This window comes from Prevotella melaninogenica, assembly GCF_003609775.1.
In the GTDB taxonomy this organism is placed as follows: domain Bacteria; phylum Bacteroidota; class Bacteroidia; order Bacteroidales; family Bacteroidaceae; genus Prevotella; species Prevotella melaninogenica_A.
Genome location: NZ_AP018049.1, coordinates 54,741 through 71,128 on the forward strand (window position 1 = coordinate 54,741; position 16,388 = coordinate 71,128).

The window sequence follows — 16,388 nt, forward strand, 5'->3', positions numbered from 1 at the left end:
GTTTTATACTATTGTTTCACGTGAAACAATGCGCTTTTAGCTCCTTTCAGGGTAGCTCTTTTGCTCACGTGTTAGGACTTTACAATCCTATGAAACTTATCTTCCCATGAGGACAAGCAGTACATTGATATCGCTTGGACTAACTCCAGGAATACGACTTGCCTGTGCGAGTGTCTCTGGTTGAATCTGTTCTAACTTCTGCCGGCACTCTGTTGAGAGGTCGTGTAGCTCACTATAATTGAAGTGTCCTTTGATTTTAATATCCTCAAGACGACGCATCTTTTCAGCGAATACACGCTCACGATCGATATAGCCTTTGTACTTTAGCTTGATTTCCGCTGCTTCGGCAATCTCCTCTTTACGGTTAGGTGAAGCCTCGATAGCCTCTTTAAGGCTTGGTATAACAGCTGAAAGGTTCTCGAAGTTAACCTGTGGGCGTGCAACAAGGTCTACTATCTTCGTTGCTCCCTTGATAGGAGAAGTGCCCAAATGCTCCAAGAATCCGTTTACAACATCAGGCTTAACAGAAGTGTTGTTACAGAAGTCAAGAATACGATTGATATTCTCCTTTTTCTGCATCCACCAGTCATAACGGTCCTGTTTAGCTATACCTATATTATAAGCACGCTCTGTCAGGCGAGCATCGGCATCATCTTGGCGCAAGAGAATACGGTATTCCGCACGCGAAGTAAACATACGGTAAGGTTCATCAACTCCCTTTGTTGTAAGGTCATCAATGAGAACTCCGATGTAACTCTCGTCTCTGTTCATTACGAACGGCTCTTTGCCAGCACAGAGTAGGGCAGCATTGATACCCGCTACTAAGCCTTGTCCGCCTGCTTCTTCGTATCCCGTCGTACCATTCACCTGTCCTGCAAAGAACAGACCCTCGATGACTTTCGACTCCAACGACTGCTTTAGCTGTGTTGGATCAAAGTAATCGTATTCGATAGCATAGCCAGGACGATAGATTTTAGCGTCACGTAGGGCTGGAATCTTGTGTATAGCCTCCAATTGAACCTCCCAAGGCATACTTGAAGAAAAGCCATTCAGATACATCTCATTCGTGTCAACGCCCTCTGGTTCGAGGAAGAGAGGATGGCTATTCTTGTCAGGGAAGGTGACGAGTTTCGTCTCAATCGAAGGGCAGTAGCGTGGACCTGTACTCTGAATCTGCCCATTGAATAGGGGAGAGTCAGCCACTCCACGTCGCAACACCTCATGTGCTTCCTCGTTCGTGTTACACGTCCAGCAAGGCAACTGCGGCAGATGACGATGCGGACCATAAAAAGAGAACTGGTGATAGTCCGTCTCTCCCGGTTGTGGTTCCATCTCGTCGAAGTGAACCGAACGGCGGTCTATACGCACAGGAGTACCCGTCTTCATGCGATCGGCACGAATACCATGGCGCGTAATACTCTCTGTAAAGTTGTGAACAGCAGGCTCTGCGCATCGTCCACCTTCTACCTTTCGTTTCCCGATATGCATCAGTCCGTTAAGGAAGGTACCTGCAGTGATAACTACTGTACGTGCGTAGATGTCAATACCCCATATTGTTCTGACACACAATACCTTACCATTCTCTACTAACAATTCGTCAGCTTGATCCTGAAAGATGTCAAGGTTATCCGTATGGTCGAGTATTGTGCGCCATTCCCAGATAAATTTACCACGGTCACACTGCGCTCGTGGACTCCAAACGGCAGGTCCCTTTGAGCGGTTCAGCATACGAAACTGTATCGCTGTTGCGTCGGTAACCAGTCCCATATAGCCCCCAAGAGCATCTATCTCTCTGACTATCTGACCTTTGGCGATACCTCCTACAGCAGGATTACAGCTCATCTGGCCGATTTTATTCATATCCATTGTTACCAAACAAGTGCTTGCACCCAAGTTGGCAGCTGCTGTAGCAGCTTCACAACCTGCGTGTCCACCGCCGATAACAAGTACATCATACTTGAATTTCATCGTCTTCTTTCAAAAGTATAGGGGCAGAATACCCCTAATTTATAACGTCACAAAATTAAGAAATAAAATCGAATTATACCTATATAATAGATAGAAAAGTGGTTCTTCCGTTAAATGCGTAGATTGTTAATAGGATGAGATTAATCTACATAAATGGTGTGTTTACTCTCAATAAGATGGTTTTATAAAGGGGAATAAATTACATAATAAATGTAATTAGGTGCGATGTCTATTTGTATTCTACAAACAACTTATTCCCTTATTAGTTGAGATTTGTAAACTAATTTTATGCAGTTCAAAACCAATACATGCTCTTTTGGCTTCTAAAAGACGCCTAATTGGCTTGCAAAAGATGCCCTTTAAGACGTTTACTAACGCCCTTTTGAAGTCCAATAAAGCACCTTTTGCCTTATTACTTTATAACTAATTGAATTCCATGTGGTTACAAGCCTACTCTTTGTCTGTGGTTTTGCCGTTATTTATAGATGTCTTATTTGAAAATATGTAATGATATTTCAAACCCTTGTGTGTATATTTTCGAAGCCTTAAAGTGTAAAGGTTTTCAATGAAAGAGGCTGATAATAGGATAGATAGTTGACTTTCTTAGCTATGTTTTTGCTTAATGAGTAACTTCGGTTCTTCCGTTAAAGCAGTACGAAAAGCATCCACGCATTTAACGGAAGAAGCCAGAAAAGTTCCCCTCTCAATATCCCTTTCCTTTTAGTTCAGTAGCCACGCAATGCCCAAACCAATGTTACTATATCGTGAGAATTCGTTGAAAGAAATGTCGTAGTAAGTGTTTAGGTGCAGTCGTGGTGAAACCTTATAATCCACTCCGACTTCACTCATAAAGTTGAAGTGGCTGGCATGTCCTGGTTTAGCCCAGTCATCCTGTCTCTTTGAGTTGTAACGATTATAGCTTTCTACGTAGAAACTCCACTTGTCAGTAGGCTGATAAGTGAGGTTAGCACCGAAGAAAAGGTCAGGATTCTCTGTATCTCCATCCCATTCACCTCCCAAGTCATAACCCAATGTAAACTTACTACTCAATTCGTTTTCGAATAAGAGGTGAGCTTGAATACCTACATGTTTGGGAAGGTAGTGTGCATTACTACCACCAGGAATGAGTATTGTACCCATAAAGGAAACCTTTGGAAGCACCTTTCCGCCCTCATAAACCTTGATTTTCGTACCAATAGCGGCATTAGCAATGCCTCCAAAATTCCCTTCAGGCGTACGAGTTATACATTCGTCTATCTGTAATCTTACCTCCGCTTGTGGGGTTAATCCAAGACGAAACATAGATGTGTTGATAGTGAAAGTACGTGCGTGTTCACCGTTTCTTCTGTCCCATTCAAGTACGATACCAGTTTCCCAATCAATCTTTCCTGGTTTCATGATACCGACACCAGTCGTGGCACCAGGCGCATCTGGCGAATAATCTTCAGTGTCTTGTGCCATTGAATGTACAGAGATGAAGGTAAGGAGAGATAGGCATAAAGTTCTCCTTAAACCACTTTTAAGATAGGCAATCATAGTCTTCTTTCTTATTGATAATGTTTTCGTTTGTTTTATTGAGGATTACAGTCCCTTATCCGTAATATCATCTTTTTACACTCATCTTCGAATAGGGGAATGTTATATCAGCTACAAAGATACGCATTAATCGTTTGAAAATGCGTATTGAATGGTAAAAGTCTTCCTTATCTGCGAAAACTAATGTCGTTTTGCTATCTTCTTTACGTCTAATAGCTATCTATTCCTCCCTTTTTTATTGTCGTGCTGATACTCCGCACGCGATGTGCTAACGCTCCGCACATATCGTGCTAACGCCTCGCACGTGTGGTGCGGGGGCTTCGCACCCTATAAGGAGAGGCTCATGTCGATGGATGAAATTCAATTTGTAAAAAGCAGTTGATGCTTCATCGTTATACAGGTTTGCATTCTTTGTTTATAAAGATAATATGTATCTTTGCATATTCGGATATAATAACAAACAAATGAAGCTAAATAATAAGATAGAAGCAGGAAACGAAGAACGTACAGCCTTAGGCATTCTGCTCACGATAAGTTTTTGTCATCTGTTAGATGACACGATGCATTCGATGCTTCCAGCAATTTATCCGATGTTGAAAGACGAGTTTGGATTATCCTTCTTTCAAGTCGGAATCATAACGTTGGTGCTACAGCTAACCTCTTCCATCATCCAACCCTTCGTAGGACTCTATGCTGATAAGCATCATGGTTGGTGGCAGTTGCCTGTGAGTATGGTGTTCACGCTCATCGGTATCTTTATGCTGTCGTATGCCGATAGTTTCCTTGTAATCTTATTATCTGTATCGTTATTCGGCTTAGGCTCTTCTATTTTCCATCCACAAGGTTCGCAAGTGGCACAACAAGCCTCTGGTGGTCGCAATGGCTTAGCACAGAGTATTTTCCAGGTAGGAGGCAATGGAGGCTTTGCAGCAGGACCATTGTTTGCAGCCCTGATAGTGATACCAGTTGGCTTGAGTGGTGTACGTTGGTTTGCATTTATTGCCCTTCTTTTAGCCGTTATACTGATTTATATAGGAAAATGGCATGTAAAACAATTAAAGGTCGTTCGTAAACGGAGTAGGGCAAGATGGACAACAGCAAAGGTATATACACGTAATCAGATTTATGGATTTGTATTTATTCTCTTCGTGTTGATGTTCTCCAAGAACTTTTATACAGAGAGTATGGTCAGCTATTTCACCTTCTTTCTGATAGAGAAGTTTGGGGTATCTATTCAAACATCCCAACTCTGCCTGTTTGTTTTCTTAGCAGCAGAAGTCGTCGGAACCCTTCTTGGAGGCTGGATAGGCGACCGCTATGGGCGTAAATACGTGATATGGTTCTCTATCTTTGGGGCAGCACCATTCACAATCATGCTCCCTTATGTGGGTAGTCTTGCTGGAACAATTATCTTGTCAGCTATCATCGGACTCATTATAGCATCAGCCTTCTCTGCAATATTGGTTTATGCAACCGACCTCATGCCCAATCATATCGGCACAATAGCCGGTATCTTCTATGGACTTTCATTTGGTCTTGGCGGTCTTGGAAGTACTTTCTTTGGATGGTTAGCCGACCAGACGAGTATTCTCTTCGTCTTTAAGGTAAGCACATTACTCCCATTGTTAGGTATTATAGCCGTCTATTTGCCAAAGATGAAGCGTGAGTAAGTCACATGGTTGATTATAGTCTTATCATTAGTAAAGTTATTTTATGCGTAATAGAGGGCTATGTTAGGCAATGAAAAAGGCAAAGAGCAGTTTGGAAAGACTATCGTTATAGATCCATACCTTAGCTAAAGAAATCCCTATTCTTTGCTTTTTGCTATCAGTTAATGGGTGAAATTCATTTTAATTCCTTATCTTTGCAAGTAGAATTCCTTTTCCTTAGAAAGGGAAACAATCATATTACTATTTTATAATCGACTTGTCTTGTGCGGAAGTATGTGGCAGGTCAGATACCAAATATTAAAAACCTACATGAAACAAAAGAAACTTTTAGTGACCTTCGTATTGGGTATGTGTGCCCTTACGGTAGCTCATGCACAGGATAATGACTTCGATTTAGGCAGTCAGCGTTCGGAAGTGCAGTTAGTTAATCCTGTTCCTGGTAAGAAGATTGACCATCAGGGACTCGTTATTAATCCTACACCACGTTACGTAAAGCTGACAGGTGAGGGAACAGTAGACATCAGTGGCGGTGTTAAACTTGACCAACCGCAGCCTGTTCGTAAGCAGAGTTGGGACTATTGGACTGATCTTAACTTCCTTTCTCGTGCTGATAAGGGCTTCCCAATGAAGATACAATTAGTGAAGATACCTGTGGTTTTGAAAGATGGAGAGCAGAGTGGGGCCGATGTAGACGGTGCTTACACACTAAGAATCACCAAGAAAGGAATCACACTTATGGCTGCTTATGACTTAGGAGTATTCTATGGTATACAGACTTTGCGCCAGATTATGGAGAACCCATCCGTAGAAGGCGGTAAGAAACTACCTTGTTTGGAAATCGGCGATGCACCAGTATTCGCTTATCGTGGTGTTGTTGAGGGTTTCTATGGTACTCCATGGTCACACGCAGTACGCCTGTCATTGATTGACTTCTACGGTAAGTACAAGATGAATACTTATATCTATGGACCAAAGGATGACCCTTATCATAGTTCTCCTAACTGGCGTCTGCCTTATCCAGAGAATGAGATGAAGGACATCAAAGAACTTGTTGCAGCCTGCAAGAAGAACCGTGTAGACTTCGTTTGGGCTATTCATCCGGGCAAGGATATCAAGTGGAATGAGGAAGATTATCAGAACCTTATGCACAAACTTGACCTCATGTATCAAGCTGGTGTGAAGTCATTTGCTATTTTCTTTGATGATATTTCAGGCGAGGGAACCAACCCTAACCGACAAGTAGAGTTATTGAATCGTTTGACAAAGGAGTTTGTAAAGGCGAAGGGCGACGTTGCTCCGCTGATTATTTGTCCTACAGACTATTCTAAGTTGTGGGCAAAGGCAGATGAGAATGGACCATTGAGCATCTATGGTAAGACCCTCGACCCATCTGTACGAGTGTTTTGGACGGGTGATGTTGTTTGTAGTGATGTGACAAAGAGTACACTCGATTGGGTGGATAGTCGCATCAAGCGTCCTGCTTTCTTCTGGTGGAACTATGCCGTAACAGACTATGTTCGCAACCTTGTATTGCAGGGTCCTGTTTATGGTTTAGATACATCACTCACCGATAAAGATATGTGTGGACTCGTCAGCAACCCTATGGAGCATGGAGAAGCTTCAAAACTCTCTCTCTACAGTGTAGCTGATTACACATGGAATCCATCTGATTATAACCCAATTGACAGTTGGGAGCGTGGCTTGGAAGTGATGATGCCACGTGCAAAGGAGGCTTACCGCACCTTCGCTATCCATTCTGCCGATACGGAGACAGGCTATCGTCGTGACGAATCTTGGGAAACAGAGACCTTCCGTTTGGCTGATTACACCAAGGAGAAGCGTGATAAACTCTATCAGGAGTTCGAACGTGTGGCTAAAGCACCTGCTGAGATTGAGGCTGGTTGCACTGATAATCTCTTGATAAAGGAGCTAAAGCCTTGGCTTACTGAGTTTGCTAAGTTAGGCGAACGTGGTAAGAACGCTATCGAATTGATGGATCTCTATCGTAGTGGTGACAACTTGAAGTTCTGGAGTAAGTATGTTAAGAGCCGTATGTCTGCGGAAGATAAGAAAGCTTACGAGGCTCATAAGTCGGGAACCATGAAGTTACAGCCATTCTATGACTTCGCTATGGACGACCTCGGTGATGCTTTCTATGAAAAGCTTTCAGGCGAAAAGGCATTCACACTACGTGGTATCGGTTCTTATAAGAATCTTAAGACGACTCAAGCTGGTTTGATGTTTGATGGCGATAGCATAACACATTACACCTCTGGTGAAGCACAGAAGGCTGGTGACTGGATGGGTGTGGCCCTCCCTGAACCAATGTCTGTACGTGAGGTGCATATCCTTCAGGGTCGTAACTCTACTGATGATTGCGACTTCTATGACCATGCGGCACTTGAATATTCTGTTGACGGCAAGACATGGAATACCATGTTGGGCGATATGAAGAACCAGTATGATATCCTTTGGCAGGGCGATCCGGTGCAAGCACGTTATATCCGTTTGCGTCGTCTTGACTCAGACCGTAAGAACTGGGCTGCTATTCGCTCGTTCGTAGTGGTACCTGCAGGTACTGCTTCACCTGAGTTTGGAGGTTCTAAGGCTGGAACAAGTGATGTTCTCCTTGCGTTCGACCGTCAGCCTGGTACATCTTTCAAGAATACTGGTGCTGTATCGTTTGAAGTACCAGCGGGTATGACTTCTTACACCTTCATGCTTTCATTGCCAGAGGGTGGCTCTGTTCGTGTTTGCCAGTACGACAAGCGTAACAAACTGAAGGCTGAGTTCACCTCAAATGAGCCACTCTTTACCGTTGATGTTGCTAAGAAAGTAACTCGTATGGAGTTGATTGGTAAGGCAGAAGTGTTCGAGATTATTCCTAAGAAGTAAGGTGTTGAGGAATTAGATTACTGTATGAAGTAATACAAGTATCAAAATAACGAGAGGGTATAAAAGTGGAATTACTTTTTATACCCTCTCGTTTTACGTTATGACTTTTGGTATTTAATTGGCGATATAATATTGATTACCGATATTGTTAATAGTGCGCCACCTTCTATAATCGTAGTAGTGTCTTTACTGTATAAACCTATTATTATGAAGAGTGCAGACATCACGATATCAAAGATGTTTTGCGTTCTATTACCAGTCAATGCTTTTAAAATGTTCTGTGTCTTACTTTTCGAACATCCCCAGATACAGAAAACAATCAATATAAGGGTAAAAGCAGATAGTATGTAAATAAAGCTGTCTTGTTGGATATGAGTTATTACCAAGCATAATATAATAACCATTCTCATAGCCCAAGGTAAGAAATAGATAGGTTTACTCATACTTTGAATCTTGTGTTTTATAATTAAAAAGTTATTTGTTCCTTGCAAAGATAGTTGTTTTCATTTAAAAAGAAAGTAAGTGTGGGTGATAAAAATAGAAAAAACGTTGTAAGATGATGATATAGTAATTCTTATAGCTTTTCAAGCATTCACCTCTCTACTTATTTCCAAGGCAAGAACGAAAAGGCATTGACAGACAAGATGAGTTTAAAAGTTGCTTGTTGAAAGACAACAATAAATAGAAATAGGGACAGACGATGGCGTCTGTCCCTATTGTTTTTAATATGATAGATAAAAGATGTTTCTACTAAGAAAGTAGGCTGTCATGCTTGTTTTATTTCTTTACATTGAAAGTTAGCACTGATCCTTTCTTCAAAGTACCTACACGTTTGAAGTTGTTGTTTAACAATGGAATATCTTTGGTGCAAGTTAGAACCAGAGTTTCACCCATTTGGGTCTTTGTGTATTGATGCTTCAAGTTTTTGATAAAAAAGTCACAAGCACCATCAATGGCATCGATTCCATAAGTTTTCTTGTTGATAGTCAGTTGTATTGCATCTGCATAAGCATAGGTGGTGTATTTCACATTGACACCCTTAAAATTAGCTTCATAAATCTTATAAGTCTTGTCATAAACCTCATCTTCGTCTGGCTTAACGAGGAATTTAGCTTTTAAAGCCTTCCCTTTGACAGACATTGCCTTGCCTGCAACGATATGGAGGTCGGCATAAGCGTCCATAGATAATTGCATCTTGTTTTCGCTGTTGTTGAACATAGAGTTTACAAAGGCTGGTGTGCCATTGTATTCGAAGTACTTTGATTGTGCATTGGCAGCTGTGCAGGATAGTGCAAGCAATAAGCTGAAAATAATCTTTTTCATTGTTTAATATTTTAATGGTGATAAATAAATTCGTTTGAAATCAGTGAATGTTAGGATTTAAGAAATGGTTTTTGTAGTTTTTGTTTGTGAAAGTTGTTATTTTGTTATAGTTTTTATTAAATAATATTTATATTGCTGCAAATGTAGATAATAGTTTTTAAATAAACAAGCATTCGATAGATTTTATGTAGGTTGTTTATGTTTTTGGTGCTTCCTAACAATAAGTTACCTCTATTTCGGTAATATGCTTTAAGCTGTTTTGCCCTCCGCACCATTGGTGCTAACGCTCCGCACCATTGGTGCTAACGCTCCGCACCATTGGTGCTTACCAATCGCACGACATGTGCTGGGCAACAACACATCGACTTAAGACGGGCAGAAAGGGGCTTAATGACAAATAGTAAAATGCTAATGGCTAACTAATATGAGAATGGTTTACCAAGCAGTATTCATCTTTTTTGCCACTTCACTGATGACTTAAAATTACTATACAACTCCGAAAGTTTTTGTTTAACTTTCAAGGTTTGCGCATCTTCTAAAACTATCCTCATTTGTTAGGATAGGCAAAGCCTCCTTATTTTAAGTCTAAATACTATACATTTTGTTTAAAATACTTTGATAAATCATTAAAATATAGTATTTTTGCATCGCATTATGCATGTATTCATACCAACATCTTGGTATCTAATTTAATGAACAATAATTACGATAGGGAGGCTTAAGCATAGTCTTCTCTCTATATTTATTTAGGAAAAATAATTCTAACAATTTAAATATTTAAAATTAAAACATTTATGTGGTTAATCAATTCATCTATTGGTAGAAAGGTGATTATGTCAGTGACTGGCATGGCCCTGATCCTATTCATGACGTTCCACTGCTGTATGAATCTTGTTGCGCTCTTCTCTGGAGAGGCTTATAACATGATTTGTGAGCTGTTGGGTGCCAACTGGTACGCAGTAGCAGCTACTGCTGGTCTTGGCGCATTGGCAGTTTGTCACATCGTTTATGCGTTCATCCTTACAGCGCAGAACCGCCGTGCACGTGGTGACAATCGTTATGCTGTTACAGAGAAGCCTGCAACGGTAGAGTGGGCAAGCCAAAACATGCTTGTTCTCGGTATTATCGTGCTGCTCGGTCTTGGACTTCACCTCTTCAACTTCTGGTACAACATGATGTTTGCAGAGCTTACTCATATCGATGTACCTTTCCATCCAGCTGATGGTTTTGCTTACATTAAGTACACATTCTCTAATCCTGTTTACGTAGTTCTTTACGTTATTTGGATTATTGCATTGTGGTTCCACCTCTCTCACGGTTTCTGGAGTGCTATGCAGACAGTTGGTATCAACGGTAAGGTATGGTTCAACCGTTGGAAGACTATCGGTAACATCTATGTTACATTGTTGATGCTTGGCTTCCTTTTTGTAGTTCTTGCATTTACATTCGGTTGTGCACCAAGCCTTTGCTGTGCTGCATAATTAAGTATCTAAGTTGAAAATTTAATTCAAAAACAATCATGACTAAGACATTAAATTCCAGAATACCAGAAGGACCAGTAGCTGAGAAATGGACCAACTATAAGGCTCATCAGCGTTTGGTTAACCCAAAGAATAAACTGAAACTGGATGTAATCGTTGTTGGTACAGGTCTGGCTGGTGCCAGTGCTGCCGCTTCTCTCGGTGAGATGGGCTTCAACGTATATAACTTCTGCATCCAAGATTCACCACGTCGTGCACACTCTATCGCTGCACAGGGTGGTATCAATGCTGCAAAGAACTATCAGAATGATGGTGACTCAGTTTACCGTCTGTTCTACGATACAGTAAAGGGTGGTGACTATCGTGCTCGTGAAGCAAACGTTTATCGTCTTGCTGAGGTGTCAAACGACATCATCGACCAGTGCGTTGCACAAGGAGTTCCATTCGCTCGTGAGTATGGTGGTATGCTTGCTAACCGTTCTTTCGGTGGTGCACAGGTAAGCCGTACTTTCTATGCAAAGGGTCAGACTGGTCAGCAGTTGTTGCTTGGTGCTTACTCTTCATTGAGTGCACAGGTTGCTACAGGTAAAGTGAAGCTCTATACTCGTTATGAGATGGAGGACGTAGTTATTGTTGATGGTCACGCTCGTGGTATCATTGCTAAGAACCTTGTGACTGGTAAGCTGGAGCGTTTCACAGCGAATGCTGTTGTTATCGCTACTGGTGGTTATGGTAACGCATACTTCCTTTCAACCAATGCTATGGGTTGTAACTGTACAGCAGCTATCCAGTGCTACCGTAAGGGTGCTTATATGGCTAACCCATCTTACGTTCAGATTCACCCAACTTGTATTCCAGTACACGGCGACAAGCAGTCTAAGTTGACCCTTATGTCAGAGTCTCTGCGTAATGATGGCCGTATCTGGGTTCCTAAGAAGCTTGAGGATGCTAAGGCATTGCAGGCAGGAACAAAGCAAGGATCTGATATTCCAGAGGAAGATCGTGACTATTACTTGGAGCGTCGATACCCAGCATTCGGTAACCTTGTACCTCGTGACGTGGCTTCACGTGCTGCTAAGGAGCGTTGCGACCACGGATTCGGTGTTAACAACACTGGTCTTGCTGTGTTCCTCGACTTCTCTGAGTCAATCAACCGCCTTGGTATCGATACCATTCTGCAGCGTTATGGCAACCTCTTCGATATGTATGAGGAGATTACAGACGTTAACCCAGGCGAGCTTGCTAATGAGATTAACGGCGTGAAGTACTACAACCCAATGATGATCTTCCCTGCTATCCACTACACAATGGGTGGTATCTGGGTTGACTACGAGCTGATGACAACCGTTCCAGGTCTGTTTGCAATTGGTGAGTGTAACTTCTCTGACCATGGTGCTAACCGTCTTGGTGCTTCTGCTTTGATGCAGGGTCTTGCTGATGGTTACTTCGTATTGCCATATACTATTCAGAACTATCTCGCTGATCAGGCACTCTGGGCAAAGGTTCCAACTGACCGTCCTGAGTTTGTTGAGGCTGAGAAGGCTGTTATGGCAGAGACAGATCGCTTGATGGGTATCCAGGGTAAGCGTTCTGTTGACTCTCTCCACAAAGAGCTTGGACACATCATGTGGGAGTATGTAGGTATGGGTCGTACCAAGGAAGGTCTTGAGGAAGGTCTCAAGCAGTTGAAGGCTCTCCGCGAGGAGTTCAACTCTAACCTCTTCATTCCTGGTAAGAAGGAAGGCTTGAACATCGAGCTTGATAAGGCTATCCACCTCCGTGACTTCATCCTTATGGGTGAACTCGTAGCTTATGATGCATTGCATCGTGAGGAGAGTTGTGGTGGTCACTTCCGTGAGGAGCACCAGACAGAGGAAGGTGAAGCTAAGCGTGACGACGAGAACTTCTTCTATGTTGGCTGTTGGGAGTATCAGGGTGATGACACCAAGACTCCAGAGCTTATCAAGGAACCTCTCGAGTATGAGGCAATCAAGGTACAAACACGTAATTATAAAAACTAGTTGACGAGTTGACGGGAGGACAAGTTGACAAGTTGTTAGCTTGTTCTGCCTTAAACATTTTCCATTAGTATAATACTGACAATATACAAGATGTAATACAAACAAGGTCGATGAATACTCACAAGGATTTGATCGTCTGGCAGAAAGCAATGGAACTTGTCTTAGAAGTATATAAGGCAACAAAGACATATCCACGGGAAGAACTATTTGGATTAGCTTCCCAAATGCGTAGAGCCGTTGTATCAATTCCCTCGAACATAGCAGAAGGCTATGGCAGAATCCATACTCGTGAAACTGAGAGATTCCTTAGTATAGCATTAGGTTCTGCGTGTGAGTTAGAAACTCAATTGATTCTATCGAAAGACTTAGGGTATATCTCGACAGAACTTGCACAGCAACTATGCGATAAGACCCAAGGCATAATTAGGATGCTAACGTCTTTGATTAAGACTCTGAACAAATAACTTGTTTACTTCACAACTTGTTTACTTGTCAACTAAAACATAACACAATGGCAAGAAATATATCATTCACAATTAAGTATTGGAAGCAGAACGGTCCACAGGATCAGGGTCATTTCGATACACATGAGATGAAGAACATCCCAGATGACACCTCATTCCTTGAGATGCTCGATATCCTCAACGAGGAACTTATCGAGGCTGGTGATGAGCCTTTCGTCTTCGACCACGACTGCCGCGAGGGTATTTGCGGTATGTGTTCACTCTATATCAATGGTACTCCACACGGTAAGACTGAACGCGGTGCAACAACCTGTCAGCTTTATATGCGCCGTTTCAACGATGGTGATGTTATCACTGTTGAGCCATGGCGTTCAGCTGGTTTCCCAGTTATCAAGGACTGTATGGTAGACCGTACAGCTTTCGATAAGATTATTCAGGCTGGTGGTTACACAACAATCCGTACTGGTCAGGCACAGGATGCTAATGCTATTCTTATCTCTAAGGACAATGCTGACGAGGCAATGGACTGCGCAACATGTATCGGTTGTGGTGCTTGTGTTGCTGCATGTAAGAATGGTTCTGCTATGCTTTTCGTTTCATCTAAGGTAAGCCAGTTGGCTCTCTTGCCACAGGGTAAGCCTGAGGCTGCTAAGCGTGCTAAGGCAATGGTTGCTAAGATGGACGAGGTTGGCTTCGGTAACTGTACTAACACACGTGCTTGCGAGGCTGTTTGTCCTAAGAACGAGAAGATTGCTAACATCGCTCGTTTGAACCGTGAGTTCATCAAGGCAAAGTTTGCTGATTAATCATAAGCAACTGGTAGTGGTCCGATAGATTACTACCAAGCTTATTCAGAATATGAAATCCCATAGCTCTGTATAGGAGTCATGGGATTTTTTTATTTATATTTTCGCTTGAGTTTGTATGAGTTATGGGTAATGTTTATCCCCCTTATTGTTTGTCTCAAACGAGAATATTGCTTATATTTGCAGTGTTATATTATCTATCTGATTGAAAGGAGGTTTATTTATGAGACGGAACTTAATTTTAGGAGTGTTTTCTATCGTTGTTTTATTTTGTACAACGGCTTGTTCAAATACTTCGTTTGTCGAGAGTAATGCCGTTGCATCTGATGTTTCATATAAGGTAAAACAAATCACAGAATTGTTTAAGAGCTATGGTTGGAAGTTAGATACGACAATCAATGAGGCAGAACGAAACCAGTTAATCGAGAATATGGACTATAATAAAGTAAAAGCATTATTAGAAGGAATGAAGAAGAGAAGTGATTCTGAGCCTTCTGACAGTGTAAAAATGAGGTATTGTAGGCGTTGTATTGATTAGCTTTTCAATGGTATATAACGTATCAAGACGATGAGAATATAGCTCTGAAGCACCATAGTTTATGCTCTAAAATACTTGAATATACCTATTTCTCAGTTTGCTTGAATGGCCTTATTACGAATTATTTTCATGAAGAAAAATATTTATTTTCATGAAAATAAATATTTCTACTCGTGAAAATAAATATTTTTCTTCATGAAAATAATTCGTAGAAGTACTTGTTTTATTGCAGGAAAGGTAATGTAAAGCATAGTAGTAGAGGGTTATTATTACCTATAAAGAGGATGACTTTAGTCGAAAAATAGTTTTTTTTAAGACATAGTAAGATTGGAATAAAGTTTGAAGAGTAACATGATTTATTTTGTTTTACCTTCATACCTTTTTATTCTTTACCTCTTAAAACTCTATTTTATCTCGTTTTTTTTTACTACTTTTGTACACAAAAGACGTGAAGTTAATTAAAACCTACGAATATCAATGAGTGAGAACAAACTTTCCACTAACGAACAGGCACCGACAGCTGATGCACCTGTAAAGGCCAGTTATACTGAATACAAGGTGATTCCATCGCAGGGACATTGTATGATTGTAAAGTGTCGCAAGGGCGACCAGACAGTCGTATTGAAGACTCTAAAGGAAGAATACCGTGAGCGTGTGTTGCTTCGTAATGCATTGAAGCGTGAGTTTAAGCAGTGTCAGCGACTCAACCATTTGGGTATTGTACGCTATCAAGGGCTGGTAGAAGTTGATGGTTACGGACTTTGTATTGAGGAAGAGTATGTTGAAGGACGCACTTTGCAGGCTTATCTCAAGGAAAATCATACTGACGATGAGAAGATTGCTATCATCAATCAGATTGCCGATGCATTGCGTTATGCTCATCAGCAGGGTACTACTCATCGAAATCTGAAGCCTTCCAACGTGCTTATTACAAAGCAGGGTGATTATGTAAAGCTCATTGATTTCAGTGTTCTTTCACCTGAAGATGTTAAGCCTACAGCTGATACAACTCGCTTTATGGCACCAGAGTTGAAAGACCAGACAATGGCAGCAGATGGTACAGCTGATATCTATTCGCTCGGTACTATTATGAAGGTGATGGGGCTGACATTAGCTTACAGTGAGGTTATCAAGCGTTGCTGTGCTTTCAAGCGTAGCGATCGTTATAGCAATATTGATGAGCTCTTTGCTGATTTGAACCATGAAGGCTCTTCGTTCAGTATGCCAAAGATTGGTAAAGGCACTGTTGTCTTAGGCTTGATAATTGCAGTTGTTATTGGAGTTGGTGCATTGCTTTATAACTATGGCGGTGCATTGGTTGACCAAGTAGGGAAGATAGATGTGTCATCTATGTTTAGCTCTGATGCTGAAACAGCTCCAGAAGACACTATAAAGGTTAATGTAGCAGAGCAGGCTGATAGTCTTTCTACTGAAGCAGAGGCTCCTGCTACTGGTAAGCTTGCCTTTATGAATAAGATGAAGCCAGCCCTTTATAAGGACCTTGATGATATTTTCGAGCAGAACTCTGCAGATAGAGCACAGTTGACGAAGGCTATCAAAACTTACTATCGTGGTCTGATTCATGCTAACGACACACTCGATAATGAGCAGCGTGCTGAGGTAGATCGCGTATTTGGCGATTATGTAAAGCAGAAGAAGGCAGCATTAAACTAATAAAATCCAGAC

Annotated in this window: 11 protein-coding genes; 8 read left to right on the plus strand and 3 right to left on the minus strand. The window is 41.6% G+C overall.

From position 1 onward, the window contains the following. Positions 1-96 precede the first annotated feature (96 nt). The gene (gene mnmG, locus PMEL_RS00195) at positions 97-1,968 is read right to left on the minus strand and encodes a tRNA uridine-5-carboxymethylaminomethyl(34) synthesis enzyme MnmG (protein WP_120173456.1); all 1,872 of its coding nucleotides are present in this window, start codon (positions 1,966-1,968) and stop codon (positions 97-99) included. Positions 1,969-2,688: 720 nt separating this feature from the next. Then, positions 2,689-3,504: a transporter gene (locus tag PMEL_RS00205; RefSeq protein WP_120173458.1), complete on the minus strand. Its 816-nt coding sequence runs from the start codon at positions 3,502-3,504 to the stop codon at positions 2,689-2,691. Positions 3,505-3,968: 464 nt separating this feature from the next. On the opposite strand from PMEL_RS00205, the gene PMEL_RS00210 reads away from it, so the two are divergent. After that, the gene (locus PMEL_RS00210; protein ID WP_120173459.1) at positions 3,969-5,174 is read left to right on the plus strand and encodes an MFS transporter; all 1,206 of its coding nucleotides are present in this window, start codon (positions 3,969-3,971) and stop codon (positions 5,172-5,174) included. Positions 5,175-5,483: 309 nt separating this feature from the next. Next, positions 5,484-8,069, plus strand: coding sequence for a beta-N-acetylglucosaminidase domain-containing protein (locus tag PMEL_RS00215; protein WP_120173460.1), 2,586 nt, complete (start codon positions 5,484-5,486; stop codon positions 8,067-8,069). 777 nt (positions 8,070-8,846) lie between these two features. On the opposite strand, the gene PMEL_RS00225 is transcribed toward PMEL_RS00215, so the two are convergent. Continuing rightward, a complete protein-coding gene (locus PMEL_RS00225; protein WP_231999379.1) occupies positions 8,847-9,392 on the minus strand; it encodes a hypothetical protein in 546 nt (181 codons plus the stop codon). A gap of 794 nt (positions 9,393-10,186) precedes the next feature. On the opposite strand from PMEL_RS00225, the gene PMEL_RS00230 reads away from it, so the two are divergent. The 6 genes from PMEL_RS00230 (at position 10,187) to PMEL_RS00255 (ending at position 16,376) form a co-directional block, all read left to right on the plus strand. Next, complete coding sequence (locus PMEL_RS00230; protein WP_120173462.1) at positions 10,187-10,873, plus strand: succinate dehydrogenase/fumarate reductase cytochrome b subunit; 687 nt, start codon at positions 10,187-10,189, stop codon at positions 10,871-10,873. 38 nt (positions 10,874-10,911) lie between these two features. Next, positions 10,912-12,894, plus strand: a complete 1,983-nt coding sequence (locus PMEL_RS00235; RefSeq protein WP_120173463.1) for a fumarate reductase/succinate dehydrogenase flavoprotein subunit — start codon at positions 10,912-10,914, stop codon at positions 12,892-12,894. A 110-nt stretch (positions 12,895-13,004) separates the two neighbouring features. After that, positions 13,005-13,358 (plus strand): four helix bundle protein, encoded by a 354-nt coding sequence (locus PMEL_RS00240; RefSeq protein ID WP_004358894.1) that lies wholly within the window; start codon positions 13,005-13,007, stop codon positions 13,356-13,358. 47 nt (positions 13,359-13,405) lie between these two features. Then, positions 13,406-14,164 carry a succinate dehydrogenase/fumarate reductase iron-sulfur subunit gene (locus PMEL_RS00245; RefSeq protein WP_021672520.1) on the plus strand — a complete coding sequence of 253 codons (759 nt, stop codon included), beginning with the start codon at positions 13,406-13,408 and terminating at the stop codon, positions 14,162-14,164. Between the two features lie 223 nt (positions 14,165-14,387). Further along, a complete protein-coding gene (locus tag PMEL_RS00250) occupies positions 14,388-14,702 on the plus strand; it encodes a hypothetical protein (protein WP_145985338.1) in 315 nt (104 codons plus the stop codon). Positions 14,703-15,179: 477 nt separating this feature from the next. Then, a complete protein-coding gene (locus tag PMEL_RS00255) occupies positions 15,180-16,376 on the plus strand; it encodes a serine/threonine protein kinase (protein WP_120173465.1) in 1,197 nt (398 codons plus the stop codon). Positions 16,377-16,388: the final 12 nt, after the last annotated feature.

Coding starts and splice junctions, on each gene's coding strand:
- PMEL_RS00250 (WP_145985338.1), top strand. CDS start 14,388: ATGAGACGGAACTTAATTTTAGGAGTGTTTTCTATCGTTGTTTTATTT.
- PMEL_RS00245 (WP_021672520.1), top strand. CDS start 13,406: ATGGCAAGAAATATATCATTCACAATTAAGTATTGGAAGCAGAACGGT.
- PMEL_RS00255 (WP_120173465.1), top strand. CDS start 15,180: ATGAGTGAGAACAAACTTTCCACTAACGAACAGGCACCGACAGCTGAT.
- PMEL_RS00235 (WP_120173463.1), top strand. CDS start 10,912: ATGACTAAGACATTAAATTCCAGAATACCAGAAGGACCAGTAGCTGAG.
- mnmG (WP_120173456.1), bottom strand. CDS start 1,968: ATGAAATTCAAGTATGATGTACTTGTTATCGGCGGTGGACACGCAGGT.
- PMEL_RS00240 (WP_004358894.1), top strand. CDS start 13,005: ATGAATACTCACAAGGATTTGATCGTCTGGCAGAAAGCAATGGAACTT.
- PMEL_RS00225 (WP_231999379.1), bottom strand. CDS start 9,392: ATGAAAAAGATTATTTTCAGCTTATTGCTTGCACTATCCTGCACAGCT.
- PMEL_RS00230 (WP_120173462.1), top strand. CDS start 10,187: ATGTGGTTAATCAATTCATCTATTGGTAGAAAGGTGATTATGTCAGTG.
- PMEL_RS00215 (WP_120173460.1), top strand. CDS start 5,484: ATGAAACAAAAGAAACTTTTAGTGACCTTCGTATTGGGTATGTGTGCC.
- PMEL_RS00210 (WP_120173459.1), top strand. CDS start 3,969: ATGAAGCTAAATAATAAGATAGAAGCAGGAAACGAAGAACGTACAGCC.
- PMEL_RS00205 (WP_120173458.1), bottom strand. CDS start 3,504: ATGATTGCCTATCTTAAAAGTGGTTTAAGGAGAACTTTATGCCTATCT.